General features: G+C 37.1%; 20 protein-coding genes and 1 pseudogene. 10 read left to right on the top strand and 11 right to left on the bottom strand.

What is annotated here, in order from left to right:
* Positions 1 to 67: 67 nt before the first annotated feature.
* Together J3U91_RS05985 and J3U91_RS05980 are read right to left on the bottom strand one after the other, a co-directional pair.
* Positions 68 to 796, bottom strand: a complete 729-nt coding sequence (locus J3U91_RS05985; RefSeq protein WP_002818806.1) for a DUF4811 domain-containing protein — start codon at positions 794 to 796, stop codon at positions 68 to 70.
* Positions 796 to 2,286 carry an MDR family MFS transporter gene (locus J3U91_RS05980; RefSeq protein WP_002818807.1) on the bottom strand — a complete coding sequence of 497 codons (1,491 nt, stop codon included), beginning with the start codon at positions 2,284 to 2,286 and terminating at the stop codon, positions 796 to 798. Before J3U91_RS05980 ends, J3U91_RS05985 begins: the two co-directional genes overlap by 1 nt.
* Positions 2,287 to 2,457: 171 nt before the next feature.
* Here J3U91_RS05980 and J3U91_RS05975 point away from each other — a divergent pair, with 171 nt between their 5' ends.
* Both J3U91_RS05975 and J3U91_RS05970 read left to right on the top strand, forming a co-directional pair.
* A complete protein-coding gene (locus tag J3U91_RS05975; protein WP_002818808.1) occupies positions 2,458 to 2,922 on the top strand; it encodes a MerR family transcriptional regulator in 465 nt (154 codons plus the stop codon).
* A 192-nt stretch (positions 2,923 to 3,114) separates the two neighbouring features.
* On the top strand, positions 3,115 to 3,969 hold the full coding sequence (locus tag J3U91_RS05970) for a metallophosphoesterase family protein (protein ID WP_002818810.1): 855 nt from the start codon (positions 3,115 to 3,117) through the stop codon (positions 3,967 to 3,969).
* A gap of 427 nt (positions 3,970 to 4,396) precedes the next feature.
* On the opposite strand, the gene J3U91_RS05965 is transcribed toward J3U91_RS05970, so the two are convergent.
* Complete coding sequence (locus tag J3U91_RS05965; protein WP_235043484.1) at positions 4,397 to 4,912, bottom strand: FMN-dependent NADH-azoreductase; 516 nt, start codon at positions 4,910 to 4,912, stop codon at positions 4,397 to 4,399.
* 247 nt (positions 4,913 to 5,159) lie between these two features.
* Between J3U91_RS05965 and J3U91_RS05960 the strand changes: the two genes are divergently transcribed.
* On the top strand, positions 5,160 to 6,407 hold the full coding sequence (locus J3U91_RS05960) for a peptidoglycan bridge formation glycyltransferase FemA/FemB family protein (RefSeq protein ID WP_002818817.1): 1,248 nt from the start codon (positions 5,160 to 5,162) through the stop codon (positions 6,405 to 6,407).
* Between the two features lie 21 nt (positions 6,408 to 6,428).
* Here the strand turns inward: J3U91_RS05960 and J3U91_RS05955 are convergent, their stop codons facing one another.
* Positions 6,429 to 7,964 (bottom strand): amino acid permease, encoded by a 1,536-nt coding sequence (locus J3U91_RS05955; protein ID WP_002818818.1) that lies wholly within the window; start codon positions 7,962 to 7,964, stop codon positions 6,429 to 6,431.
* A 234-nt stretch (positions 7,965 to 8,198) separates the two neighbouring features.
* Between J3U91_RS05955 and J3U91_RS05950 the strand changes: the two genes are divergently transcribed.
* The 4 genes and pseudogenes from J3U91_RS05950 to J3U91_RS05935 all read left to right on the top strand — a co-directional run bounded on the left by J3U91_RS05950 (position 8,199) and on the right by J3U91_RS05935 (position 14,123).
* Positions 8,199 to 9,938, top strand: a complete 1,740-nt coding sequence (locus J3U91_RS05950; protein ID WP_002818821.1) for a sensor histidine kinase — start codon at positions 8,199 to 8,201, stop codon at positions 9,936 to 9,938.
* On the top strand, positions 9,935 to 10,678 hold the full coding sequence (locus J3U91_RS05945; RefSeq protein ID WP_002818822.1) for a LytTR family transcriptional regulator DNA-binding domain-containing protein: 744 nt from the start codon (positions 9,935 to 9,937) through the stop codon (positions 10,676 to 10,678). The genes J3U91_RS05950 and J3U91_RS05945 overlap by 4 nt, the downstream gene beginning before the upstream one ends.
* A 353-nt stretch (positions 10,679 to 11,031) precedes the next feature.
* Entirely contained in the window at positions 11,032 to 12,417 is a 1,386-nt protein-coding gene (locus J3U91_RS05940; RefSeq protein WP_226489924.1) for an MFS transporter, read from the top strand.
* Between the two features lie 282 nt (positions 12,418 to 12,699).
* Positions 12,700 to 14,123, top strand: a pseudogene (locus J3U91_RS05935) (MFS transporter).
* Positions 14,124 to 14,185: 62 nt separating this feature from the next.
* Here the strand turns inward: J3U91_RS05935 and J3U91_RS05930 are convergent.
* Positions 14,186 to 14,668: a glutathione peroxidase gene (locus tag J3U91_RS05930; protein WP_002820571.1), complete on the bottom strand. Its 483-nt coding sequence runs from the start codon at positions 14,666 to 14,668 to the stop codon at positions 14,186 to 14,188.
* Positions 14,669 to 14,961: 293 nt separating this feature from the next.
* On the opposite strand from J3U91_RS05930, the gene J3U91_RS05925 reads away from it, so the two are divergent.
* Positions 14,962 to 17,244, top strand: a complete 2,283-nt coding sequence (locus J3U91_RS05925) for an ATP-binding cassette domain-containing protein (protein WP_002820570.1) — start codon at positions 14,962 to 14,964, stop codon at positions 17,242 to 17,244.
* A gap of 2 nt (positions 17,245 to 17,246) precedes the next feature.
* Here the strand turns inward: J3U91_RS05925 and J3U91_RS05920 are convergent, their stop codons facing one another.
* From J3U91_RS05920 to J3U91_RS05895, 6 genes are all read right to left on the bottom strand, one after another.
* On the bottom strand, positions 17,247 to 18,674 hold the full coding sequence (locus tag J3U91_RS05920) for a nicotinate phosphoribosyltransferase (protein WP_002820569.1): 1,428 nt from the start codon (positions 18,672 to 18,674) through the stop codon (positions 17,247 to 17,249).
* Between the two features lie 159 nt (positions 18,675 to 18,833).
* Complete coding sequence (locus tag J3U91_RS05915; protein WP_002816702.1) at positions 18,834 to 19,298, bottom strand: nucleoside 2-deoxyribosyltransferase; 465 nt, start codon at positions 19,296 to 19,298, stop codon at positions 18,834 to 18,836.
* A gap of 142 nt (positions 19,299 to 19,440) precedes the next feature.
* Positions 19,441 to 20,874 (bottom strand): NADP-dependent phosphogluconate dehydrogenase, encoded by a 1,434-nt coding sequence (gene gndA, locus J3U91_RS05910; RefSeq protein ID WP_002816698.1) that lies wholly within the window; start codon positions 20,872 to 20,874, stop codon positions 19,441 to 19,443.
* 257 nt (positions 20,875 to 21,131) lie between these two features.
* On the bottom strand, positions 21,132 to 21,704 hold the full coding sequence (locus tag J3U91_RS05905; RefSeq protein WP_002820568.1) for a LemA family protein: 573 nt from the start codon (positions 21,702 to 21,704) through the stop codon (positions 21,132 to 21,134).
* Between the two features lie 35 nt (positions 21,705 to 21,739).
* Positions 21,740 to 22,918 carry a pyridoxal phosphate-dependent aminotransferase gene (locus J3U91_RS05900; RefSeq protein WP_002820567.1) on the bottom strand — a complete coding sequence of 393 codons (1,179 nt, stop codon included), beginning with the start codon at positions 22,916 to 22,918 and terminating at the stop codon, positions 21,740 to 21,742.
* Positions 22,911 to 24,092, bottom strand: coding sequence for an aminotransferase class I/II-fold pyridoxal phosphate-dependent enzyme (locus tag J3U91_RS05895; RefSeq protein WP_002820565.1), 1,182 nt, complete (start codon positions 24,090 to 24,092; stop codon positions 22,911 to 22,913). Before J3U91_RS05895 ends, J3U91_RS05900 begins: the two co-directional genes overlap by 8 nt.
* Between J3U91_RS05895 and J3U91_RS05890 the strand changes: the two genes are divergently transcribed.
* Positions 24,091 to 25,284, top strand: coding sequence for an AAA family ATPase (locus J3U91_RS05890; protein WP_002820564.1), 1,194 nt, complete (start codon positions 24,091 to 24,093; stop codon positions 25,282 to 25,284). The genes J3U91_RS05895 and J3U91_RS05890 overlap by 2 nt on opposite strands.
* Before the next feature lie 91 nt (positions 25,285 to 25,375).
* On the top strand, positions 25,376 to 26,875 hold the full coding sequence (locus J3U91_RS05885) for a Mur ligase family protein (protein ID WP_002820562.1): 1,500 nt from the start codon (positions 25,376 to 25,378) through the stop codon (positions 26,873 to 26,875).
* Positions 26,876 to 26,887 lie beyond the last annotated feature (12 nt).

The raw sequence follows: 26,887 nt of genomic DNA, 5'->3' as shown, positions 1-26,887 counted from the left end.
GCAAAAATTCCGAACATTTTTGCATAAAAAAACTATCGGAGCTGATAACTCTAATAGTTTCAAAATTCTATTTTAATTTTGAAATAAGTTTCTTAATCATTTCGGACTGGAATTTGGCGGCTAGTTGCTTTTCCATTTTTTCCTGTTCGACTTTATTTGTTGCCAAGCTAGGATCTTTAATAACTGCCGCTTTCATTTTTTCTTCCACATAGGCGGCAGCTTCTTTTTTGACCTGTTGCTGAAATTTGGAATCAGCTAATTCTTTTTTTAATTCTTTTGCTTGACTGGTCGATAAACGTATCCATGTTTTTGGTATTTCAAAATTGTTGACTCGTTTTACCAATTCATGACCGTTTTCGGCTATTCCGAACCAAAATTTCGATGCGTTGGATTTATATTCCCAATAAGTTTTTGTGGTTTTCAATTTTGCTGTATTGCTGCTGATATTTTTTACTTTATTTGTTGTATATTCATCGGCCTGAGTATGCTGGGGTGTCTTTTGTTTTAACTTTGTAGAATAGATATAAACATTTTCTTTACCGCTTGTACCAATTTTTTGATACAAAATCAAGTTCATTGAACTGCTTTGGTCGGCCGAGTAAATTTTCTTTGTACTCGTGACTGATACCTTGTGTAAACCATAATGGTCATAATAATTTGCCACAATTGCAAGCAGGGAAAGCAGGACAACGGCTCCGGAAATAAGTGTCAGCATTCTTCGGGAAATCGGGTTATCGGTATAGATGAAGCTAACGAAGAAGGCGACTGCGGAAATAACTAATAATACAAGAATCATTATGCTTTGCCTCCTTGAATATTTTCTTTTTCATTGTTGACAACCTGCGAATTGTCAATTTTGTTTTTCATAAAGAAGGAGATTACAAAACCGGCTAAACAAAAGATAACTGCAATCCAAAATGCCGCATGATAACCGGATATCGTCGCATCGAATGCTTTAACTTTGTATTCTAACGGGGAAGATGATAAAAGAGCTTTACCGGGCATTTGATTTTTAGTCACGTTTGATAGAACGGAAATCAAAATTGCCGTTCCGATTGAACTGGCAACCTGTCGAACCGTATTGTTAACGGCTGTACCATGCGAGATTAAATTGGTTGGCAGGGCGTTCATGCCAGCAGTTGTTGCGGGCATCATAACCATCGATATTCCAAACATACGAACACCGTATAGGAAAGTAATATAGATAACTGGTGTCTGCTTTGTGATCATGACAAAAGACAATGTTCCAGCGGTTAATAAGAATAAACCGGCGATCGACAGGCGTTTAGCGCCGATTCGATCAAAAGCGCGGCCAGTAATCGGGCTCATAACAGCCATCATTAAAGCACCTGGAAGCAGAGTTAATCCTGAATTTAAAGCACTCATGCCATGCACAATTTGCAAGTAAAGAGGCACTACCATCTCAACGCCAACCAATGCAATCATCACAACTGAACTTAAAATAGTTGCAATTGTAAATTCTTTGGAGGTGAAAACGCGTAATTGCAAAAATGGTTTTTCCATTTTTAATTGTCGCCAGACAAAGAAGGCGATTAAAATGGTTCCAATAACTAAAGTAAAGATCACAGTTTTTGATCCCCAACCATCATCTCCAACCGATGAAAATCCATAAAGCAGGGAACCGAAACCAGCTGTTGATAAAGCAAGTGAGAGCCAATCCAATTTTGGCTTGCCGGTTTCAATAACAGGTTTCATAAAGAACAAGGCTAATACGAGAACGACAGCCATAATTGGAATAATCATTCCAAACAAATCGCGCCATTGCCATGTGTCGATAATCCATCCTGAAAGAGTTGGACCAATCGCAGGTGCAACGCCAACGACGACGCCGGCGAGACCCATGGCTGTTCCACGCTTGTCGACTGGAAATATAGATAGCATAATGGTTTGCAAAAGGGGCATTGCAACACCCACACCAAGCGCCTGCGTCAAACGACCGGCTAGAAGCACACCATAATTTGGTGCAGCCCAAGCCATAATTGTGCCGATTTCAAAAATTCCCATTGCGCTAATATAAAGCCATTTTGAGTTAAAACGGCTTGATAGCCAAGCAGAAACCGGGATCATAATTCCGTTGACCATTAAAAAACCAGTTGTCAGCCACTGAACGGTTGAAGTTGAAATATCGAATGCCTTCATTAGAGTTGGATAGGCGGTCGCTAAGATCGTCTGGTTCAAGACGGTACAAAAAGTACCAATAAGCAAAACAACAATCAACATTATTCGATTGTATTTTTTGCCATTACTGTCAATAGCTTCTGACATATTTTTTACCTTCTTTCAATAATTTTAAATTTGCGTCAAAAAACGAACTTATCCAATATAACTCTTTGACTTATTATTGTAAACTTTTTTTAATAGTATAGTTATTAAAAATATAATAATTCTAGAAAAAGTAATAATGGTTGCGTGTTATTATATAAAAGATAGGTAAATATGAGAATGGATGAAGAATTAAAATCCCGAAAAGTTAACGAATTAGTTGATTTTCAACATATTATTCATTCGATGGTAAAAGACGATAATGTCTTGATCGGTATATCGGATCTTTCCGATGCTACAGGAGTTTCTCAAACGCAATTACGATATTGGCTGGAAAAAGGTTATTTGAAAAGCCGTGGAACTGCAAAGAAGAAGAAATTCATTTATGGCACGGTCTTTTTTGTTCGAATGATTAAAAAATACCAAGATGAGGGCTTTACCTTAGCATCAGCTGTTGAACACACAAAAAGGCATTCAACGATGATTAAAGCTATCAAAAAAATGGTCTTTGACCGATTGGAGAACGTTCAAGAGGAAGAAAAGTCTACTTTGATTGATCTTGGTGTTTTTGATCCTCAGGAAAATAAACATTTATTTGCCAGCGTTACCGAAAACGGTACTAAATTTGAGCTGCATTAAGAAAGGATAATTATTCTTATAATCGTCTTTTTTATTTGCCTTGTTTTCTTGCGAACCTTGTAAAGACGATTGATATGGCATATCGAAATATATTGATTTTTTTAAAGAAAGTTAAGAATGTTTTTATTACTTTGCGAATTATTGCAAATATTTTGTTGGTATTATGAGATATTTGTTTTAGGGGGTTAAAATATGAAAGTTGCGATTGTTTCCGACAGCCATGGAAACGCTACTGCTTTGACTAGCGTGATTAAAGACGCACAAAAGAATCACGCCGACCAGTTTTGGTCTCTTGGTGATATTGCTTTGACTGGACCTGGTTCCGAAGCTTGTTATAGGCTCTTAGACCAAATAAATACAACACACTTTCTCAGGGGCAACTGGGAAGATATTTATGGACAGGTTAGAGAAAAAGATCTTGTTAATCTTGAAGACCCGGAAGATATTGCTGCTGTGATGCAGGTTAGGTTCGATGAATTGCATTTTTCAGCAGATATTAGAAAACAAATTGCCGGTCTTCCTTTTAAACAAGAATTTTCGTTTGAAGGAATTAAATTTGCTTTATATCATAATAGTCCCGATTCTGATCACGGCCATCAAATGCTTCCGACCAATCGACAGGAAAACTTCGATCTTTTTTCTAAAGATACAAATGCAGACATAATCATTTATGCTCATGTTCATCAGCAGTTGCTTAGATATACGGATAGCGGACAGATGATTTTAAATCCTGGATCTGTTGGAGAACCATGGGCCGTTTCATCTAATTTATTGCTTAATCGACGAGCAAATTATCTCTTAATGGATGTCGATAATGGCGGAATATCCAACCTCGAATTTAAGCATATTGGATATAATCTGGAAAAGGAAATTGATTTGGCTTACTCGCGCGATTTACCATATGCTAACCTTTATGAACGATTGATTAAAACTGGTAAGGGATTCACCCACGACGATCAGTCCTTAATTATCGAAAACAAAAAACATGGTTATCGTTCTTTAGCAGAGGAATTTATAAGTCAAATAAATTCTTCTACTCATGATTAGTTTTTAAAAAGTATCAATTTACCGGATTCGTGTTATTTATCGGATAGAGGGGAGAATTGAAATGATAAAAATATATACAAGAGATGATTGCCCTCAATGTTATATGACAAAAAATGGCTAGATAATCATCAACTTGAATACACGGAAATCAATATTAGTCGAGACAAAAAATATATTGACTATCTAAAAGCAAAAGGTGCTCAACAAACTCCTTAGGTTGTAACCGATCGAGAAAATTGGTCTGGTTTTAGGCCAAACAAATTAATTATGTTAATTAGATAGCTTAATCAAAAAGCCGTTCCTAGCGAACGGCTTTTGTTTTTAAATCATTTTCTTTTAAGATTATTGGATTTGTTTCTGACTGCTTCTACTTCGCTTTTTTGCTGGATGATTATCCTGTTATAAGTTTAGAAGTTGCAATATAAAATTAGAAAACTTTGGCACTTTCCATAGCTTTAAGAGATGCTTCATTCAACATCTTTTCTGCTTGATCAGGGAAATTGTCAACTCCTTCAAGTAGAACCGATTGATAATCATTTATCCCGAATAACTTCATAATTGCTCGGAGATAAAGATCACCTATATCTTGGTCCTCATTATCTTTGCCTTGATAAATGCCACCGGTTGATTGAATATGAAAGGCTTTTTTATTTTTCAACAAACCAATCGGACCCTTTTCGGTGTATTTAAAAGTTTTTCCAACGATAGCGACGACATCGAAATATTGTTTTAGTTCTGCCGGAAGAAAAAGATTGTACATGGGATTAATAAAGACGTATTTGTCATTTTCCAAAAATTCATCCAGCCATTCGACGTGACCCTTCATTAATTGCTGTTGATCCTTCGGGAGATCAAAAAAATCTTTGCCGAATTTAAATTTTTTCCAAATATCAAAATTTTCGTTATTAATCAAAGGTACTTTATCAGCGTAAACGTCCCTGATTGTGACTTGATCATCCGGATGGGATTTCTTATATGATTCGATGAAAACTTTACCTATTTATAAAGACTTTGATGAATCAATACTTTTTGGATGGGCTTTAACAACTAAAACTTTATTCATGAAGTTTTCCTTATCTTGTATTATTTTTTGTAACAACTAAGTTTAAAACAAAACAAACCGAAATTTCAATTAGACGAAAATAAAATATTTCTAATAATTTAGGACAAATATAGTTGATAATAAAGATGTGGAATTAGTTAATTTAAATGAAGATGAGTATAACCGTTTCGAGCAAAAAAACCCGAAGGGTTCTTTCTATCAGAGTGTTTTGCAAAAAAAATATTATGAAGATAGTCATCAGGATTCTTATTTGCTGGGAGTCAAAGAAAAAGATGAAGTTCTTTTGACAGCTCTTATGAGAAAAATTAAAAATCATACCGGGGATGTTTATGAGATCACGGGTGGCCCTTTGGTTGATTTTGAAAATGAAAATAATAATCAAATTATTGCCTTTTTTTTGAAAGAATTACATAAGTATTTAAAAAAACAGCATGCCTATTATTTGCGAATTGTTCCTAATGAAAAGACCCAGCGGGTTGAGAACAATGGCAAAGTTGTTAATTACGATTTAAAAAATTATAGCTCACTTTATTTTGCGGAGGGATTTATTTATCGTTCATTTGAACAGGTTGGTTACGGTTTTGCTACTCCCCATTATGAATACCAAAAACGAATTGAGGGACTGAATAAAAAAACTTTGTTTCAGTCTTACAGTAAGAAGACTCAATATTCGATTAAAAAAACATATGAATTCGGTATCACGACACGAAATATTTCTTATGACGAATTGGAAATGTTTCATGAAAATACGACAAAAACAGCCAAGAGGCTCGGATTTTATGACAAAGAGCTTTCATATTATCAATCTGTTTATAGGACGTTCGGCGATAATGCCAAATTTATGATTGCTGAAATTAATTTATCCGATTATATTGGTCATTTCCAGGAAATTATCAGAAATCTGAAGGATAAAATTGATCAGATGATTTTGATTGATTCTAAAAGGGAGAAGCCAACAAAGACCAGACAGATTAAAGAATTAAGAAGTCAAGTCGAACAGCATGAAAAAAGAATTGTTCAAGCAAAAAAATTAATTGAACAATATGGAAAAAAAATCAATCTAGCTGGTGCTTTATTTTTTATTCAGCCGCAGGAAGTGTCGTATATGTTTAGTTATACTAATGCCGAATTTAAAAACTTCTACGGTCCCTATCGGACTCAAGCAGATATGCTTGAATTTGCTTTGAAGGAAAAGGTGCCTGTTTATAATTTTTATGGCGTTTCCGGCGATCGTTCCGGGCATGATGGCGTTTACGAATTTAAAAAAGGTTTCCAGGGATATATGGTCGACAATATGGGTGCTTTCATACTTCCGATTAACAAGTTTCGTTATCAATTTTTACAAACTATTAAGAAAATTATCAGAAGGCGTTAGAAAAACCGATTTTAAAACAAATTAGGGATGTTTATCTTCTGAGATGTCTTTTTCAATGTCTTCAATAACAGTTTCTGCTCGTCCACGTAGATAAGTGAAAGGCAAAACTTCTTCCACTTTTTTATGACGCAGCTTGTAGTTTCGCTTTGAAATTCGGGCTCTTCTTGAATAGATCAAAAGAGTCAGGGCAAAGATCAAGATAAAGAAAGTCAGCATAATTGTCACGTAAGCCACCAAACTTATTCCTTTAATTCCGCTGGGAACAAATGTTGAAGCAAACACGGCCAGTGAACTGATTAATCCGAGGACAGCAACGGCGAAACGGGTAATTTTCCCTCCGGGAATTTTGAATTTACGGGATATTGTTTTCTTACTTGCTGTTAATGCTAAATAACCAATGAAAATTAGAATATAGGTCACGAGATACAGCATCACGGTCATACTCATCGACATTTTATAAGCATCATTATTGCCACCGAAACCAACCGTAAGAACGCCACTGATGACGCTGACGATTATCCCTTGAAAGATAACTAACCGTGCTGGGACTTGTTGTTCGTTTACATGGTCGAAGTAGGCAGGCAGAATTCTGTCTTCAGCTGTAGCCAATAGGGATTTAACCGGACCGATAATCCAAGAACTAATTTCGCCAAGCATTCCAAAAGCCATCAACAGACCAACTATTTTAATCATCCATGTTGCCCAGACAGTCTTGCTGATTTTTGTAAACATGATACTGATGGCATCGATCATTCCTTGATTCAAGGACAATTTATTCAATGGAACGACCGATGCAACCGATAAGCCGCCAAAGGAATCTATAATAATTGCAAAGAGTACTAATATAATCAGCGTTAATGGATAATTTACTTTTGGGTTCCTTAAATTATTTATATATGAGGCGGATGCCTCGATCCCTGTAAAAGCGAGAATAAAAGGGACGATAGTTGAAATTGAAAAGGTATTTGTCAGTGTTTTGAAATTTTCGGTCAAACTGCTGTTGAATTGAAGTGGGTTACCTAGGGATAAATAAATACCACAAACCGCTAACAGAATAAATGCGGGTAATAGTATTCCCCAAATGAAAGTATTTTTAACCAATTTATCCGTACCATTGATACCACGCATTTGAAAAAAGGTCATTGCCCAATAAATTATCAAAAAGAGGATCCATTTTAGCCAGTGATTGGTATTTAAAATCGAAAGATCGAGCGTAAATGACAATACCCCGATGATGAAGTAAATCATCGTAATAAAATTAACAGTAATTTGCAGCCACTGGAAGAAAACAGCAATGAAACCAGCCCGTTTCCCAAGAGTGTTTTTGACCCAGGCATAGACGCCGCCTTCTTCCCATCCGGAAACTGTCGCCATTTCCGCTGAACAGAGAGCAATTGGAAGGAACCACAATAATCCGGCTAAAACAAGGTACAGAACAGCCAAGAGTCCAGATTGAGCGAAAGCCGGATATTCGTCAGCTGACATCAGCATGGCAGCGGTTAAAGTAAAGAAACCAAACAGAGACATTTTGGAGTTACTGGATATATTTCTTTTCATTTTGTTTCCTCACAGTTATCGTTCAGACTTATTCCACCTCATTCTAATGCTCATTTGCCTGTAATGCTGGTTTTCAGATTATTTCGAATTATTTCTTCGTCCTGTCTGTCTTTATATACTATTGTTATCAGAGATTATAATGATCAACGGGATTGGATAATCAGAATTTTTTGACATTCTTAAGAATCCATATCGAACAAAAGTAAAACAACCTGATTTTTTTGGAGAAAACTCATGATTACCTTATTTTTATTGTTAATGCAGCGGGTCGGAACTATTTTGATTTTGGCTTTTTTATTGGTTAATGTTCCTTTCTTTCGTCGTCTTTTACCAAAACTCGATCAAATCAGTACGAAATTTTATTTAATTCTTATTTTTGCGGGTTTTGCCCTGTTCTCCAACTTGACCGGCGTTGAAATTACAAAAAACAATAACCTTGTTTCAACAACTTTTCTTACCGGTTTGCCGTCGAGCGATTCAATAGCGAATACGCGAACTCTGGTAATTACAGTTGCCGGTTTAGTTGGTGGACCGGTTGTTGGGACAATAACTGGTTTAATTGCTGGTGTTCATCGTGTTTTTCAAGGGAATGGAGCTGATAGTTTTTATATTTTCAGTTCAATTATTATCGGTTGGATCTCTGGCATGATCGGCCACAGCTATTCAAAGAGACGAACCTATCCGACAGCTGGGGTCGCAGCGATAACCGGACTTGGCATGGAATTTATCCAAATGCTGTTTATTCTTGTTTTCAGTGTTTCCGGTCTACAACTTGTGAAATTAATTTTTCTGCCGATGATGATTTTGAACAGTTTTGGAACCTGGGTTTTTATGTCGATTATTAGTGCTTACCTCCATCAAGAAGAACAATTAAGGTCAGTTCAGACACATGATATTCTCGAATTGGCGAACAAAACCCTGCCTTATTTCAGTTCCGGTTTGACTGAAAGTTCGGCAATGCAGGCAGCAACGATTATTCAGCATTATACGAATTTTGATGCAATCGGAATCACTGATTCGCAAAATGTTTTGGCACATGTCGGTCCAGGTTCTGATCATCACGTCCCTGAGCGTCATGTGGTTACAGATCTTTCAAAAAGAGTCTTGGCTTCCGGAAAGATGGAAGTTGCCAATTCCAAAGAAATGATTGGCTGTCCGATCCCTGGTTGTCCACTGGCAGCTGCGATTGTAATTCCTTTAATCGTAGATAAACAAGTGGTTGGGACCTTAAAAATGTATTTTACCGATGCAAGAAAATTGACACCGGTCGAAGAACAATTGGCAACCGGTCTTGCATCAATTTTTTCTAGTCAATTGGCTCTTGGATTGGCTGAAGAGCAATCGAAACTCGTTCGCGATGCCGAAATTAAATCTTTACAGGCACAGGTTAATCCCCACTTCTTTTTCAATGCGATCAACACTATTTCGGCTTTAATGAGGACTGATGCCACTCAAGCTCATGATTTATTATTAGAGCTTAGTACTTATTTTCGGACGAACCTGCAAGGAGCCCGTGAAACGGAAATTACCCTTAAACAAGAAGAGGCACACGTTCAAGCATACTTGTCTCTGGAACAAAGTCGTTTTCCGAATAAGTACAGTGTTAACTTTTCGGTAAAAAGCAATGAATTAAATTTATTACCGCCTTTCACAATTCAAATTTTGGTCGAAAACGCCATTCGTCATGCTTTCAGCGGCCGCAAGAAGAATAATTGTGTCAATGTTGTCGTCACTGAAAAGAGAAATTGTTTACATATTCTGGTTAGTGATAACGGAAACGGAATTCCTCAGAAACTATTACCACATCTGGGCCAACGGGTAGTGGATTCTATTCAGGGTAGCGGAACGGCGCTTGAAAATTTGAATCGCCGCTTAACCGGTCTTTATGGACCGAAATCTGCTTTGAAAATTAATAGTAGCTCTAAGGGAACCGACGTAAAAATTGTCATTCCAAGAAAGGTGAAAACGATATGAAAATTTTAGTCGTGGATGATGAACCTTTGGCTCGTGACGAATTAAGTTATTTGCTAAAACAGAATCGATTAACCGATTCTGTTTATCAGGCTGATTCCATCGGAACGGCAGTTGATAAATTGCTGCAGGAAAAAATCGATGTCATTTTTATCGATATATCATTAAATGATGAAAATGGTTTTCAATTAGCAAATGAATTAAAAAAACTTATTCATCCACCATTGATTGTTTTTGCAACTGCTTTTGATAGCTATGCTGTCAAAGCTTTTGATGTCGATGCAGTCGATTACGTTCTCAAACCCTTTGAACAGTCTCGAGTTAATCAGGCTTTGGAGAAAGTTCAGGCAATTTTTAAGCTTCAAGCAAAAAAAGACAATTCGTTGACTGTAAATTCCCATTTCGGGTCGGAGAAAACGAAAATTATATCGATTACCAGTGATGATAAAACGAAAATTATCAAACAACACGATTTAATTATGGCGACTATTAAGGATGGGGCTTTGACTTTAATTACAAACGGTCAATCATACAGTACCCGTCAATCTCTTGGTTGGTTGCTTAGTCGTCTTAACAAAAATGATTTTCTGCAGGTCCACAGAAGTATCATTGTAAATATAAATTCTATCTCGGAGCTTGAACCTTGGTTTAATCATACCTACCAATTAAAATTAACGAATGGTATGAAGGTTCCGGTTAGTCGTTCTTTTATAAAGGCAGTTAAAAAAAGATTGATGATGTGATCATAACGATTAATTTTGCTGATTATTTGGGTATTTAAAGTTAGGTAAAAGGCACTTCGGCCCGAGTTTGATACCTCTTGCACAAAAAAGTTTTTTTCCAAATTTTTTTTCTTACAATTAGGCTGTTGATGGGTTTGCAAAGACTGATCTATATACAGGAACAATTTCTTAAGAGGATTCAAACAGCGGATCTTTCGACGAATACCTTCATTCTTGGTAAATTTTTAAATTTCGATACTAGTAACTTTATATTTATTTGTTTTGTTTGAATTTCTTTAAAGTTGATAGTACTGAGAAGGTTGGAAGAAAGTGTTTCTTAAAAACTTAATTAATTAGGAAGGGGATATCATATTATGGAAAAAAATAGTCGGAAATTATCAAATCCTTGGCTTATTATTTTGGGAACGGTTTTGATTCAGATTTCTGCTGGTTCATTTTATGCTTGGTCAATCTTTAATAATGGCTTCATGTTAAAATCCGGTGGTACTGTTCAAGCAGTCAATGGTGTCAAAAAGATTGTTGGTGGATTACCGGCTGGATCTGTTAGTTTTACCTTTACTGTGGGAATGCTTTTTCTATCGCTTGCTACTTTGGCGGGAATTCCACTCGCAAAGAAGTATGGAATTAAAATAATTAGTATCTTTGCGTCGATTATTTACGGTCTCTCGATACTTGGGCTAATGTTGGTTGGTAAGAATTCATCTATTTGGCTGCTTTGGTTATTTGGAGGAGTTATTTTGGGTGCAATGAATGGGATTCTTTATTTGACGACACTTACGAACGCTATTAAGTGGTTTCCAAAAAGGAAAGGTTTAATTTCAGGTGTGTGTGTTGCTAGTTATGGCCTCGGGTCATTTATTTTTAAATATATCGATATGGCAATTGCCGGTGGCGCCGGAGCTATTACGGCTCAAAATCTTGATAGAGTTCTCTTTTGGTGGGGAACTCTAGCATTACTTTTGTCAGTTGTTGGTTCGTTTTTTCTTAAAAATGCTCCGGAAGATTCAGCTTCTTCGCTTGATACGAATAATAATTCCAATAATTCGATTTTCATAGACAAAACAAATTTTACAACCTCTGAAATGCTGCATACATCTCAAGCTTATTTAATCTTTTTTTGCTTGATAACGGCCGTTTTGTTTATGGGGCTCTTGGGTTCCGCGGTTACTAATATGGCAGCGGCGGGTACGCAGACTCCTAACAAAGTGGCTGTTTGGGGAGGAACCAGCGCAGCTGCAACATTCGTTGCCATTGTTGCTATTGCCAATACTTTGGGTCGCTTTATCATGGGGTGGCTATCCGACATTACAGGTCGAAAAACAGTCTTTTTTATTACTTACATCGTTCAATTATTAGCATTAATTATATTGTTATCGACAAAACCTGGTGCCATGAGTATTGGCATGATGTATATCATCGTTATTGCGATGGCATTTTGTTTTGGCGGTAACATTACCGTATTTCCAACTTGTGTGTCTGATTATTTTGGTTTGAAAAACACATCGCGTAATTATTCGATAATCTATCAAGGATTTGGAATTGGTGCCATTATCGTGGGCTTTTTAATGGCTTCAGGAAATCCCTTGAATCCAAAAAATATTACGCTTTCAAACGGTGCTGTTCTGACTCAGAACTTTAATTTGACTTACTGGGTATTGTTAATTATGGTGATTATTTCACTAGTAATTTTTGTACTTATCAAAAAGCCCGTTAAGAAGAATTCCAATATAAAAAATTAAAGTGGTTTAGACTTTTGTATAAGTATTTTTATTTTTTTAAAACATTTTCTTTTTTTAGAAAATGTTTTTTATTTTAGGTTAGTTTGATGCTTGTTTTTTTCTCTATTTAAATAAAGAACAAATCATCGAATTTAGTTAAGAATCTGACTAATAAAAGGATTATTCTTACTATTATATAGTGCTTTATCGAAAGCCTACATTTGCTGTTAGAGCAGAAAGTTTTTAATTAATCTTAGTCTAAGATGATTTGATCAATTTATTTAGTGAGAAAGGTCAATCGGAATGAAACAACAAAGTCAATGGATTTTACTTATATCAACTTCGATCGTGTCTTTTATGTCAACACTAGATGCCAGCATTGTTAACATCGCTGTCCCAAAAATGTCTCGCGACTTGAATGTACCAACTAATCAGGCCGAATGGGTCGTTTCTGTTTATTTAGTTTTAATTTGCGTGCTGCTGATCTTTTTTGGTAAATTGTCAGACCAAATTGGTCGAATACCAATTTTCCAAGTTGGTACGCTGATTTTTATAATTGGGTCGCTGGCCTGTGGATTGAGTCTTAATTTACCGCTCTTAATTACTGCAAGAATTGTTCAGGCCTTTGGCGCTTCAATGACGATGTCGACAAATTTCGGCATCATTACTCAAATTTTTCCTTCAAATAAACATGGTTTGGCTTTAGGGGTAAACAGTTCTTTTGTTCAGGTCGGCAATCTGGCGGGTCCCGGCTTAGGCGGTTTGATCTTGGCTTATTTTAATTGGCATTATATTTTTTTGTTAATGTTCCAATTGGTATAATTGCCTATTTTCTTGGTCATCATTTTTTTCCACATTCTAAAATAGCTCCTAATAATATTAAAATAGATATTTTTGGATTTATCACTTATGCAGGAACTATTTCAAGCTTTTTCATCATGATTTTCTGGGGCCAGGTAATTGGTTTTGGGAATCTGAAAATCATTGCGTTAATATTTTTGACTTTGATTCTATTGATAGGATTCGTTTTAGTTGAGAACCATACAAAAAATCCACTGATCAATTTACGTATTTTTCACAATTTAAGTTTTAGTTTTGGAATTTTTTCAACAATGCTTGTCTTCACTGTCGGCTATTTCAATAACATGATTATTCCATTTTATTTAGAGGATACTTTGTTGCTTTCTTCAGCGGTTGCCGGATTGATTCTTATGTTCGTTCCAATACTAAATATAATCAGTGCTCCGATTGGCGGCTATATTTCCGATCATATTGGCGCTGAACGAGTTTCTTTTTATGCTTTATTCATATTTATCATTCCTGAGCTAATTTTTATTTCTGTTCGACCGGTTTGGTCCCTGGCTTGGCTGATTATTGCTTTGGCAACTTTCGGAATTGCTAATGGCGCGTTTCAAAATAATCCGATGATTATGGGGAATGCAGCACCCGAATTTCAAGGAATTGCAGGTTCGATTGCCTCTTTAAGCCGAAATATGGGTATGTCAATTGGCTTGGCTTTGGCAACTTCTTTGTTGTATTTTGGTATCAGCCTTCGCTCCGGTTACCGAATTACAACCTATCCCGATAAACATCCGGATTGGTTTGTTTTTGGGATGCATTTTGCTTATATCTTCGCTTTTGGGATGATTATAAGCGCTCTGTTTTTGCTCGCCGGATTATTGTATTATCAACATCATCGACGAATTAGCGAAAAGAAAATCAATTAATTTTGATCAATAAAATCATGGAATTGAAAAACGCCCCCGATATTCTTGTCGGAAGCGCCTTTTCACTTTTGCAATTGTAATAGTTCTTCGATATCGGGAATCATTTTTTCTGGATCGGTCTTTGGCGCATAACGCTTGGCAACTTCACCATCCTGTTTAACCAAGAATTTTGTAAAGTTCCATTTAATAGATTTTCCAATCGCTCCTGGAGCATTATCTTTTAAATAACTAAATAGGGGTAATTCGTCTTTTCCGTTAACGTCATTGATTTCATGCATTAGGAAAGTTACCCCGTAAGTTGTTCGACAAGCTTCGGCAGCAGCTTGACTCGAATCAAGTTCCTGCTTAAATTGATTTGAAGGGAAACCGAGAACAACTAATCCGGAATCTTTGAATTGCTTATAAATTTTTTCAAGTTCTTCGAATTGTGGAGCGAATCCGCATTTGGTGGCCGTATTAACAATCACCATGATCTTTCCTTTATATTTGTCCAATTTGTAGCTTTCGCCATTCTCTAAAGTTGCTTTGTAATCGTAAATCGACATCGTTAATTCCTCCGTTCAATCTGATGACTCATGAAAAAGTTGGTCTTGAAAATCAGACTTTTAAAACTTCGTCAGAAAAATGCAGTTGATTGCTAAAAAAATTGTAAACGCATCGTTCTTTAATCTAATTCTACTCTTTTGATTTTTTTAAATTCACAACTGGTTTAATGACCAGATTGAGTTATAGTGGGCGTTATGAGGATTTTTCAATAAATAGTTTGTGAATTTATTTGTGATTGTCGAAAATTTTTTATCAAAAATTAAGAATAATTATGAGGAGAAACTGAATTTTAATGAATCGAAATAATATCTTTGCTGATGGTTTTATCGATGTTAAAGGTGCCAGAGAAAATAATTTAAAAAATCTTAGCCTTAAAATTCCAAAATATAAAACGACCGTTTTTGTCGGTTTATCAGGAGCAGGCAAATCTTCTCTGGTCTTTGATACCATCGCGGCTTTATCAAGAAGAGAGTTGAACGAGACTTTTGCCAGTTTTACCCAGCAGTATCTTCCTAAATACGGTCAACCACACGTTGACGAAATTGATCATTTACCAGTCGCGATTGTAATTGAACAAAAGAAAATTGGTGAAAATGCTCGTTCAACCGTTGGGACATATACAGGGGCCTATTCATTACTCCGTCTACTTTTTTCGCGAATTGGCCGTCCTTTTATCGGTTATTCTGACACTTTTTCGTTTAATATGCCAAAAGGGATGTGCCCTAATTGTCAAGGACTTGGGTATGTCGACGATATTGACGAAGATTTGTTGATTGACAAAAACGAATCGCTTAACCAAGGAGCAATTAAATTTGTCAGTTTTGGACCTGATACTTGGCGTTGGCGTCGTTATGTCAATAGTGGTTTATTCGATAACGACAAACCTGTCAAAAATTTTACCGACCGGGAATGGCAACTCCTAATGTATGCACCTCAACAACAATTAAAGCATCCCGGCCCTAAGTTTCCAAAATCAGCTTTATATGAAGGGGTCGTCCCGAGAATTAGACGTTCGATTCTCCATAAAAAGGAAGCTAAGCATCATCAGGCAGCGATCTCAAAAATCGTCACTCATCATGCATGCCCGATTTGCCATGGAACCCGCTTGAATTCGACTGTTCTTGGAAACCGTATTAATGGCAAAAACATTGCTGAAGTTTGTTCAATGAGTCTGAAGGATTTAAGCGAGTTTTTGGACACTATTAATGCAACACTAACCACCGATCTTATTAGGGAATTGCAGGTAAAACTTCATTCAATGATTGATATTGGTTTGGGATATTTATCTTTGGCGCGGGGAACCAACAGCCTTTCCGGTGGGGAAGCTCAACGGATTAAAATTTCCAAATACTTAAATAGTTCTTTATCGGATATGGTTTATATTTTGGATGAACCAAGTGTTGGTCTTCATCCTCATGATATCGATCTGGTTAAGAAAGGTCTGACAAGATTGCGGAATAAAGGGAACACAATCCTACTTGTCGAGCATAATCCCTTAATGATGTCCTTTGCCGATTATGTCGTCGAATTGGGACCGGTTGCCGGCGCATCCGGCGGCCAATTAACTTTTCAAGGAACTTATGAAGAACTTCTAAATTCCAGTTCTTTGACAGGAAAATGGCTCAGGGAAAAAATTGCTTTTAAAACGAAAGTTAGAAAGAGCTCTAATTCTGTTCAATTAACTAATCTAAATTCGAATAACTTGAAAAATATTAATATTAGAATTCCGATTGATGTAGTGACGGTTTTAACTGGCGTTGCGGGCTCAGGGAAAAGTTCTCTGGTTAAAGAGTTGAAAAATTCTTTGGACGTTCCTTATATAGATCTGGCTCAGAAAGATATTTCAACAAATCTTCGTTCAACTCCAGCAACATATTTGGATATCCTTGATCCGATTCGCAAATTATTTGCTCAAAGTAATCAAACTAGTTTAGGGTTGTTCAGTTATAACGGCCAGGGTGCCTGTCCGATTTGCAAAGGCAAGGGAGTCACGATCACGAATATGGCCTTTATGGATCCGGTTGTGGAAGTTTGCGAGGCGTGTCATGGAAAACGTTATAGCAAAAAAGCCCTTCAATATCACTATCAGGGCAAGGACATTGCTGAAATTCTTGATTTTTCCGTTGATCAGGCTTTAAATTTCTTTTCTTCTGGAGAAGAAAAGAATCAAATGTTAAAAGAAAAATTATCTAGTTTAAAACGTGTCGGTTTGGGTTATATTCATTTGAATCAAACTCTAACCACTCTTTCCGGTGGTGAATTGCAGCGGATCAAGTTGGCATCTCGAATTAATGAAAAGGGAACTGTATTTTTACTTGACGAACCAACCAGCGGCCTACATATGCAAGATATCGCCGAACAAATTAAATTGATCAATCAACTTGTTGATGCTCACAACGGTGTCATCGTTATCGAACATAATCAAACGGTAATAAGCCAAGCCGATTGGTTGATTGATATTGGACCTGGAGCGGGAGTTTTTGGCGGCCAAGTTATTTATAGTGGTGTTCCAGCAGGGATCATCGATTGCTCAAACTCTTTGACCGGAAAGGCTTTATTAAAAGCAATGGACTAGGATCAATATTCTTGATCGTTCAATAATTCATCCTGTAATTTAGCAAGCTTCTCGGTAATGTAAACAGGATATTTATTAGGATTCTTTAGTCTTTTTGTTTCTTCTGGCAGTTCGCTAAGGGACTGCTGAGATACTTTTTTGATTTGCTGTACAGTGGGTGAGCTGTAAACAATTTTTCCTTTTTCAAAGATATTCGTTTGCAATGTTTCTAAATCAAAATCCATTAGATTAATATTTTGTTTTGTGTCTAATGGATCTGCCGATTTAACCAACATTCTTTTTGACAAGCGTTCTTCTTTCAAAGCAATTACGTCGGCAAACGCTTGTCGGGTTCCTTTTTTATACAATCGATAAAGTTGCTTGATTCCTGGTAGAGTGACCTTCTCACGACTGTCGCTTATTTTTATTTTCGGGATAATTTTACCCTCTTTTTTAATTGCTACTAATTTATAAACACCGCTCAAAACAGGATCGCTGGCACTGGTTATTAGTTCTTCTCCAACTCCAAAGTTATCAATTGGAGCCCCTTGGCTGAACAATAATGACTGGATCGTTGTTTCATCCAAGGCATTCGAAGCAGTAATTTTAGCTTCGGAAAAACCGGCATCGTCGAGCATTTTTCTTGCTAGTTTTGATAAATGGGCAATATCACCTGAATCGATTCTGATACCAATTGGTTTGTGGCCCTTTTCTTCAAGTTTTTGAAATACTTTAATTGCGTTTGGCACGCCCGAACTGACGACATCATATGTGTCGACAAGCAGGGAAGAATTATCGGGATATAATTCGGCCCATTTTTCAAAGGCGCTTAGTTCATTGGGAAAAGCTTCAATCCAACTATGAGCCATTGTTCCGGCGACGGTTAAACCAAATTTTTCAGCTGCCAATAAATTAGAGGTGCTTGCGCATCCGCCAATAATTGCCGCACGAGCCCCTAAGGTTGCTGCTGAGGGTCCTTGAGCCCTTCGGGCGCCGAATTCCATAATCGGCATTCCTTGGGCTGCATAACAGATTCTCCGAGCCTTGGTAGCTATTAGAGACTGGTGGTTCACTATATTTAGCAAAATTGTTTCAAAAAGTTGAGTTTCAATTAAGGGACCGCTGATAGTTAATAGTGGTTCCCTTGGAAAAACCGGTGTTCCTTCCGGAATTGCCGAAATATTTCCACTGAATTTGAATTTTTTTAGAAAATTCAGAAAATTATCCGTAAATAAATCAAGGTTCTTTAAATAAGCTAAATCTTTTTCGTCGAAATGAAAGTCTGAAACTGCTTGAATGGCTTGAGCCAGTCCAGCCGTGATCACAAAACTACCGTCATCGGGAACGTGGCGGAAAAACACATCGAAAACACCATCTTCTTTTTCGAGGGCCTGCTGATAACCGTTGGCCATTGATAATTCGTAAAGATCGGTAACCATTGATAAATTCATTTTTTCTTCTTTCGGGCACAAATTCGTTTCGGATTTTTAAATTAAAAATCCTGACGCTAATTCTTATCGTGAATTAGTATAATATCTAGACTGTTTTCGGTCAATGAAAATATATTTACCCATAAAAAAACACCGCTTTAATCGCGATGCCTTACTATTCTAATAGACTTGACCGGTATAAGGCGTATAAACAACGTTGTTAAAGTCAAAGTCCTTTAATTCGTCAATTGTGATGACTTTTGTTGCGCCCATGGCCGGCATTAGATTCACCGGCTTGTTCTTTTCGTTTGGAACCACTAAAACCATCGGCTTGTGGATCGCATAGGCATATCCCAATTCCCAAGCTATGCCTTCATCCGGTTCGTTAGGTAAGTACATAGCCACGATTAAATCGCTGCTATTAATGCCATTCATATCACCATTAAAAGTTCCCAGTTGCCATTCGGTGTCCTCTAAAAGTTCCGGATGATCAGGGATTGAAAAACCTTTATATTGGTGATCGAGGGGATAAAAAGCGTATTTCCAGTCGACTGTCTTGTTCTGTTTGATCAGTTCGATTCCTTGATTCATATAATTGGTCTGAGAATCGCTAAACCAAGAACAAGCAAAATAAACTTTATTCATGTAAATTAACCTTTCGTTTAGAGTTGCACGATTTATTATACTACCGGCTTTTTTATCAAATAGGTCGATTGGCGCTTTAATTTAATTTTTTGCAAACAAAAAACCGGCCGTTAAAAACCGATTTTTAATTAGACAATTTCAATTAAGCTTCAGCATACCATGGGTAATGGAAAGCTTGGTCAAATGGCTTGTCAACACGTTGATAAGTGTGAGCACCAAAGTAATCACGTTGTGCTTGCAGCAAATTAGCAGGCAAAACTTCAGAACGATAAGAATCAAAGTAAATAACCGCTGCTGAGAGAGCTGGGACCGGAACACCGGCTTTAACAGCTAGAGCAACAACATCACGAACGGCTTCTTGATACTTATTAGCAATATCTTTGAAGTAGTCATCCATCAACAAATTAGTTAAATCAGGCTTTTTATCATAAGCATCGGTAATATTTTGCAAGAAACCAGCACGAATGATGCAACCAGCACGCCAAATTTGAGCCAACTTGCCATAATCAAAGTCCCAATTATACTGTTTAGCTGCGAAACGCAGTTGCTCAAATCCTTGGGCATATGACATGATCTTGGCGAAGTAAAGAGCTTGACGAATTTTTTCAACTAGTTCTTTTTTATCTTCGGGAAGTTCAACTTTTTTCGCCGGTCCGTTCAAAACTTTAGAGGCGGCAACACGTTCGTCTTTCATCATAGAAATATAGCGAGCGTATACGGCTTCAGTAATAACTGATTGAGGAACCTGAACTTCTAGAGCATCTCCGGAAGACCAACGGCCGGTTCCTTTATTGTTTCCACGATCCAAGATCATGTCGACAATTGGTTTATCAGATCCAAGATCATCTTTACGAGTCAAAATATCAGCCGTGATTTCAATCAAATATGAATCAAGTTCGCCTTTATTCCATTCTTTAAAGATGTCGGCCATTTCGTCAACCGAAAGTCCGAGCACGTTTCTCATAATGTTATAGGTTTCATCAATTAATTCTTCGTCACCGTATTCGATACCATTGTGAACCATTTTTACGTAGTGGCCAGCACCGTTTTCACCACAGAAGGTAACACATGGCTTACCATCTTGAGTAGCCTTAGCGGCAATTTGTTCAAAAATTGGACGAACAAGTTCGTAAGCTTCTTTTTGGCCACCAGGCATCAGTGATGGTCCTTTTAGGGCACCTAGTTCTCCACCGGAAACACCTGTTCCGATAAAATTGATGCCGGAATCTGCCAAACGTGCATTTCTGGCAATTGTATCTTTAAAGAAGGTATTTCCACCATCGATCAGGATATCACCCTTATCCAAAAGTGGGATCAATTCGTTAATAACAGCGTCGGTACCGGCACCAGCTTTAACCATCAACATAATCCGACGTGGTTTAGCGATCGACTTAACGAAGTCTTCAATCGTAAAAGAAGGGATTAACTTCTTATCGGAATGTTTTGCCATAACATCGTCCGTCTTTGAACGAGAACGATTAAAGATTGCCACAGTATATCCGCGGCTTTCAACATTTAATGCTAGGTTTCGGCCCATAACGGCCATCCCAACAACACCAAAATCTGCTTGAGTCATAAATTTCCTTTCAAATTGAGAATTGTGAAATTATATCTGATAGATTTTTCACAATTACATTTTCATTATATCTCAAAAAAATAGGCTGTTTGAATAAGAATCATATTTGTAAAAATGGGAGAAAATGTTTGAAAAATTCTATCTTTTTCACAAGTCTAATTGTATGTATAAAAAGTCGATAATATTGATATTTATCGAGAAATAAAAAGCCTTTATAAAAACGATTAAAAATCAAAGGGCATTTTTCACGTTTTTATTCAGGCCTTAAAATTAGCTTTCGGAGCAGTTTTTTTCTCTTCTTCGGTTTTTAACGATTCAAAAGGGCTGAATTTAAAACTTTGTGCGACTATACTTGCTGGAAATTGCCGGAGGCTGTTATTAAAATTATTAGAAGTCGATTTGAACATTTGGCGAGTATAAGAGATTTTATCTTCGGTATTTGATAGGTCTTTCATCAATTTGTCGAAATCAACGTTGCCCTTTAAATCCGGATAAGCTTCGGTAGCAGTAATTAAACGGTTTAATGCACTTGTCAAATTATCCGAGGCCGCCATCTTTTCATTCAGATCAGCATTACTGTCTAAAGTGGCTTGGCTAATATCTCGACTTTTAACAACATCTCCTAAAACATCTTTTTCATTTGATGCAAATTTATTAACCGTTTCAACTAAATTAGGAATTAAGTCGTTTCTATGTTTTAACTGCGCATCGATTGCCGAGCCTGCCTCTAATACGCTGCTTTTTCCTTTGACGAGTCCGTTATAGGTCACAGCTGTGTAAAGAGCCAGCAGAATTATTAGGAGCAAAATAATAATTAACCAGATCGACATAAATTCCTCCACTAAGTCAATTTTAACATTGACGCTCAGCAATTCTGTAAATAGTCGGTTATTCTTCTTAGGGCTGAATCCAGACGAGCATCACTTCCTGCGCAAGAAATTCTGACGTAGTTTTTTGCCGTATCTGAAAAAATCGAACCAGGGAAAATTTGCACCCGGGCTCTTTGGGCTAAATCAAGACAAAAATTGTCGGCATCATCACCAAATTTATCTGGAATTTTTGCCCAAACATAAAAAGCACCCTGAGGAAGTTTTACTTGAAATCCAAGTGCATTTAAAGCATTGGTAACTTTTGTAACACGCTCAAGATATGTAGAGCGTGTTTTTACGCCGGCATCTGGATCATTTTTTAATGCAAAAGCCGCTGCATCCTGTATTGGAGTTGCAACGCAGGTTAGAAGGGTATCATGTATTTTGCGCATAGCTTTCATTACTTGCCCATGAGAGATTACGAAACCTAATCGATATCCAGTCATTGAATGGGATTTTGATAAACCGGTAATTAGGATGGTTTGTTCGGGTAAAATCGAATAGAGGGACACGTGATTTCCGATATAGGTTTGTTCGGCATAAATTTCATCGCTGAGAACCCAGATTTTCAATTCTCTAAAAACATTTGCCAGAGCATTTAATTCAGACCGGTTATAGGTTATCCCAGTGGGATTATTTGGATAATTAATAACAATTGCAATTGGATTGATTCCCTTACTTATGGCATCGTTATAAGCATTTTTGATCAATTCAGGTGTCAGTTTAAAAGCGGTTTGCTTGGTATCGATCGGAATTTTAGCGGCTCTTGCCAAGCACGAAGCTGTTGAATATTGCGAATATTCAGGTTCAACAATCATCACTCCGTCACCGGGATTCGCAAGAGCTAATAAGGCCAGATTAATTCCTTCGGCAGCACCGACGGTTACGAGAACATCATTAGCACTCTCAATTCGGCAATCGTATTTTTTATTATAAAAACCTTTAGCGGCTTCTCTTAATTCAAGGATTCCCTGACCATCGGCATAGTGTGAACGATCCGCGTCAATTGCTGTTTTAAAAGCTTCTTTTGTTTTTTTGCTGACAGCGAAATCCGGATCGCCAAAACCAAGGTCCACTAAATCATCGCTTTGTTCAACTTTATCCAAAAAGTCGAGCATTGGATCATGGGGAATGTTTTTAATTCTGTCACTTAAAGGATGGGTCGCTTTATTCATATTTTGTTCCCTTTTCTATATAGTTTGTCATTCTCCTTAAAGCTTCATCTAAATCCGAATCGGAACTTGCGTAGGAAATTCTGATATAATTTTTTGCATTTTTGCTAAAGGCTTCTCCCGGCAGGACAGCAACTTTGGCATTGTTCGCCAAATCAACGGCAAATTTATAACCATTGTTGCCGAAACTTTTCGGAATTTTGGTAAAAACATAAAAAGCACCTTGCGGATTAACTGATTCAAAACCCAGTTCAGTCAATTTTTTTAGCAGACGATCACGTCGTTTACGATATGCTTTTAAAGCGTATTCTGGCACATCTTCGCCAACTGTCAAGGCGGCAAAAGCAGCGTCCTGGCTTAGAGTTGAAACGGCAAAGGCCAGAGCTTCGTGTACTGTTAGCATTTTCTCGATCAATTCGCTGCTTGCAAAGATAAAACCGATTCTGTAACCGGTCATTGCATGAGACTTCGATAATCCAGTCAATAAGATCGATTGTTCCGGAATGATTTTATATAACGAAGTATGTTCACCTGAATATGTCAATGCAGCATATATTTCGTCGGAAATAACCCAGATTTTATGTTTTTTCAAGGTATCTGCAATCGCCAGTAGTTCTTCTTTTGAATAGGTCACCCCCGTTGGATTGGCTGGATAATTTATTAAAATTGCTTTGACTGGTATATTTGCGTTATCAATTGTTTTCTCGATCAATTCAGGAGTAATTTTGAAATTGTGTTCGCAAGTATCAAGTGGCACTTTTACTCCTCCCGCCAAAGCTAGACTGGTTGAATACGGTGAGTAACTTGGTTCGGGAATTATTACTCCGTCTCCACGTTCCAGAATTGTCATGAAAACAACATTGATTGCTTCACTGACGCCTTGAGTTACCAAGACGTCATTAACCCCTTTAAGATTCAACTGAAAATGGCGATTGAAATAGGAGACAGCAGCACGACGTAGATTGATTTCTCCCTGTGAATTTGCATAATGACTTCGATCATGGTCGATTGAAACTTTAGCGACCGCCTTGATTCGATCATCTACGGTAAATCCAGGTTCACCGAATGTCAACTGAATCAAATCGTCGATATTCCTAATTTTGGCTTGAAAATCAAGAATCGGGTCTCTTCTTAGATTATCAACGGTTTTATTTAATGGAAGTATAAAATTAGACATGTTTACATTATACGAAAGGAAAAATCGACAAAAATCGAATGTTAATATATTTGTGATGAATTATGTGACAAATTTGACAAAAGAAAATCTTGCCGGGGAGCGAATAGGCGTCTTTTTCGGTACATTCGCGCCCTTACACGTTGGTCATCAAGCTGAAATATACAAAGCGGCTGCTTTAAATGATGGCGTACTCGTTGTAACTTCGGGATACACCGGCGATCGGGGCGAACAAATTGGCCTGCCGTTGCGGAAACGTTTCCGTTATTTACGACAGGCTTTTGCCGACGAATGGCAGATTAAAGTTGATTATTTAAATGAAGATGGGATTCCAAAGATGCCTGACGGCTGGGACGTTTGGCTGGATAAATTATTAGGAATTATTAAACGGAATATCGTTAACAAAAATGCGAAAATTACTTTTTATACCGGTGAACCGGATTATAAAAAGGAGATAGAAAAGCGACTAGGGGATAACCCTCAATTTCGCGTTTCTTTAATGGATCGCACAATTTTAAATATTTCGGCAACTAAAATAAGAAAAGAGCCTTTAAAATACTGGGATTATATCAATCGTGTTTTTCGTCGCCATTTTGTCCAAAAAGTTGTTGTAATGGGATCTTCCAATTCTGGGAAATCAACCTTGATTAGACGATTGGCCCGTTCTGCCAATTCGCCTTTTTCAGATGACTTTGCGGCGATTTATCAGGAAGAATCGAATGTTGCTGATTCGGAAATGGACATTAAGGACTATTCGAATATCATTCAAGGTCAGTATCAGGCTAATTCATTGGAAATCAATTCACCAGCAAATAATGGTTTGGCAATTTTTAATGGGGATGCCATCAGCCTTCAAGCTTATTCGAATTTATTATTAAATCAGGATGAGCGGCTGCAGCTAAAACATTTGTATAATACAATTATTTCGGCTGAGGAATTCGATTTAATTCTTGTGATTCCACCTTTCAGCGATCCGAGAAGAAAGGTTATTCGTTTCACCGGAGCAGCAATTGATCCAGTTGCTTATTATCAGGAATTAATCCGTTTAATCGATTTTTATGGTTTTTCCGATAAAATGGTTGTTTTAAATGCAAAGAACCAGACTGACGATCCGGCCGGATATTATGCGCGTTACTTGCAGGCTCTTGATGCAATTGAAAAATACACCAGTTTCGATATTGAACATCATCGATAATCTTTTGGACGGTATTTTTCTTCGTTTCCATATTTTACGCATTGTTAATTATTAGTTTCTCACTTATTAAAACCGCTACAATATTTAAGGTATGAGAGAAGATTTTACAAATGAAATTGTTACTGAATCGCTGAATGAAGCGGGTATTCTAGTGGAGAAACCTTCCGAAATAAGGCGGCACTTTGATGATTTACAATTTGATTCTCGTAAAGTCACAAAGAAGAACACACTTTTCGTCGTAAAAGGCGCTTTTAAAATAGAATATTTAACAGCTTCTTTACTTGATAAAATTTCCGGCATTGTGACGAGTCGGAAAGAAAAAATAAATATTCCGAATTTGCCGCATTGGATTGTTTCTAATTCACAAATTGCTTTGGCGGTTCTGTCTGCAGAATTTTTTGGCCATCCGGAAAAGAAGTTGAAAATTCTCGGAATCACGGGCACAAAAGGAAAAACGAGTTCTACTTACATGGCCTATAGTCTTTTAGATCGGCTGACCAACCATCAAACTGCTATGTTCTCAACGATCGATACCTTTTTAGGTCGGGGAATTAAATTTAAAAGCGAATTGACAACCCCAGAGTCTTATGAACTTTTCTCCAATATGAAAAAAGCACTCGATAACGGTAATAAGTACTTAGTGATGGAAGTCAGTTCCCAGTCCTATTTAAAAAATCGCGTTTTTGGAATTCATTTTAAAGTGGGTGCCTTTTTAAATATTAGTCCTGACCATATTGGTATTAATGAGCATCCAACCTTTGCTGATTATTTGGCTCATAAAAAAATGCTTGCGGAGAATTCCGACGTTTTTGTCTCGAATATCGATGATGCTCATGGACAGGAATTTATTGATCATGCAAAATCTTTTGGAGCAAAAACAGTTTCTGTTTCCGAAAATAAAAAAGCTGATGTCAATTTCCATATTAAAAAAGCGGACCTTGACGAATCGATTTTCTATTTAACAGAAAAAGGGAATAGTCAAGAATTCTTATTGGACATTCCTGGTGTTTTTAATATCTATAATGCTTCGGTTGCAATTGCAATGGTTCGCGAAATGGGTTTTAAACCGGAAAAAGCTAAAAAAGCACTGGCAGAATTGCAAATCCCTGGTCGAATGGTGAAAATAAAGACCAAATCGCATGGTTTGATCATTGTTGATTACGCCCATAACGGTCAAGCTGTCACAACTTTATTAACTTTCTTGAAATCTCAGCATCAAGGAGGCAAAATTATCATTGTTCTCGGATCTCCAGGAGATAAAGGCAAAGATCGTCGTTCTCAATTCGGTGAAGTTATAAGTAAATTTGTCGATGTTGCATATCTAACGACTGATGATCCGGGTACCGAGGATCCACATCAAATAAATAATCAGATTAGAAAAGCAATCAGCAATCCGAATGTCGAACTTCACGAAGAACTCGATCGCAGCAAAGCAATTCAGGAGGCAATTAAAAAAGCAAATATAAATGACCTGGTTGTTCTGGCAGCCAAAGGGGAAGATGCCTTTCAAAAAACAAATCACGTCGATGTTCCTTATCTTGGAGATAAAAAGGTTGCTGAAGAGTTTTTAGTCGAAATTGAGAAAGTCTGATAGAATAGCACG

It is taken from the genome of Oenococcus oeni, assembly GCF_020510245.1.
Taxonomy (GTDB): domain Bacteria; phylum Bacillota; class Bacilli; order Lactobacillales; family Lactobacillaceae; genus Oenococcus; species Oenococcus oeni.
The sequence above is the reverse complement of the archived record's forward strand: the minus strand, read 5'-3'. Positions and strand labels throughout refer to the sequence as shown.

Excerpts from the sequence above, each read along its gene's own strand:
- J3U91_RS05985 (WP_002818806.1), bottom strand. The coding sequence starts at position 796 with ATGATTCTTGTATTATTAGTTATTTCCGCAGTCGCCTTCTTCGTTAGC.
- J3U91_RS05980 (WP_002818807.1), bottom strand. The coding sequence starts at position 2,286 with ATGTCAGAAGCTATTGACAGTAATGGCAAAAAATACAATCGAATAATG.
- J3U91_RS05975 (WP_002818808.1), top strand. The coding sequence starts at position 2,458 with ATGAGAATGGATGAAGAATTAAAATCCCGAAAAGTTAACGAATTAGTT.
- J3U91_RS05970 (WP_002818810.1), top strand. The coding sequence starts at position 3,115 with ATGAAAGTTGCGATTGTTTCCGACAGCCATGGAAACGCTACTGCTTTG.
- J3U91_RS05955 (WP_002818818.1), bottom strand. The coding sequence starts at position 7,964 with ATGAAAAGAAATATATCCAGTAACTCCAAAATGTCTCTGTTTGGTTTC.
- J3U91_RS05950 (WP_002818821.1), top strand. The coding sequence starts at position 8,199 with ATGATTACCTTATTTTTATTGTTAATGCAGCGGGTCGGAACTATTTTG.
- J3U91_RS05945 (WP_002818822.1), top strand. The coding sequence starts at position 9,935 with ATGAAAATTTTAGTCGTGGATGATGAACCTTTGGCTCGTGACGAATTA.
- J3U91_RS05940 (WP_226489924.1), top strand. The coding sequence starts at position 11,032 with ATGGAAAAAAATAGTCGGAAATTATCAAATCCTTGGCTTATTATTTTG.
- J3U91_RS05930 (WP_002820571.1), bottom strand. The coding sequence starts at position 14,668 with ATGTCGATTTACGATTACAAAGCAACTTTAGAGAATGGCGAAAGCTAC.
- J3U91_RS05925 (WP_002820570.1), top strand. The coding sequence starts at position 14,962 with ATGAATCGAAATAATATCTTTGCTGATGGTTTTATCGATGTTAAAGGT.
- J3U91_RS05920 (WP_002820569.1), bottom strand. The coding sequence starts at position 18,674 with ATGAATTTATCAATGGTTACCGATCTTTACGAATTATCAATGGCCAAC.
- J3U91_RS05915 (WP_002816702.1), bottom strand. The coding sequence starts at position 19,298 with ATGAATAAAGTTTATTTTGCTTGTTCTTGGTTTAGCGATTCTCAGACC.
- gndA (WP_002816698.1), bottom strand. The coding sequence starts at position 20,874 with ATGACTCAAGCAGATTTTGGTGTTGTTGGGATGGCCGTTATGGGCCGA.
- J3U91_RS05905 (WP_002820568.1), bottom strand. The coding sequence starts at position 21,704 with ATGTCGATCTGGTTAATTATTATTTTGCTCCTAATAATTCTGCTGGCT.
- J3U91_RS05900 (WP_002820567.1), bottom strand. The coding sequence starts at position 22,918 with ATGAATAAAGCGACCCATCCTTTAAGTGACAGAATTAAAAACATTCCC.
- J3U91_RS05890 (WP_002820564.1), top strand. The coding sequence starts at position 24,091 with ATGTTTACATTATACGAAAGGAAAAATCGACAAAAATCGAATGTTAAT.
- J3U91_RS05895 (WP_002820565.1), bottom strand. The coding sequence starts at position 24,092 with ATGTCTAATTTTATACTTCCATTAAATAAAACCGTTGATAATCTAAGA.
- J3U91_RS05885 (WP_002820562.1), top strand. The coding sequence starts at position 25,376 with ATGAGAGAAGATTTTACAAATGAAATTGTTACTGAATCGCTGAATGAA.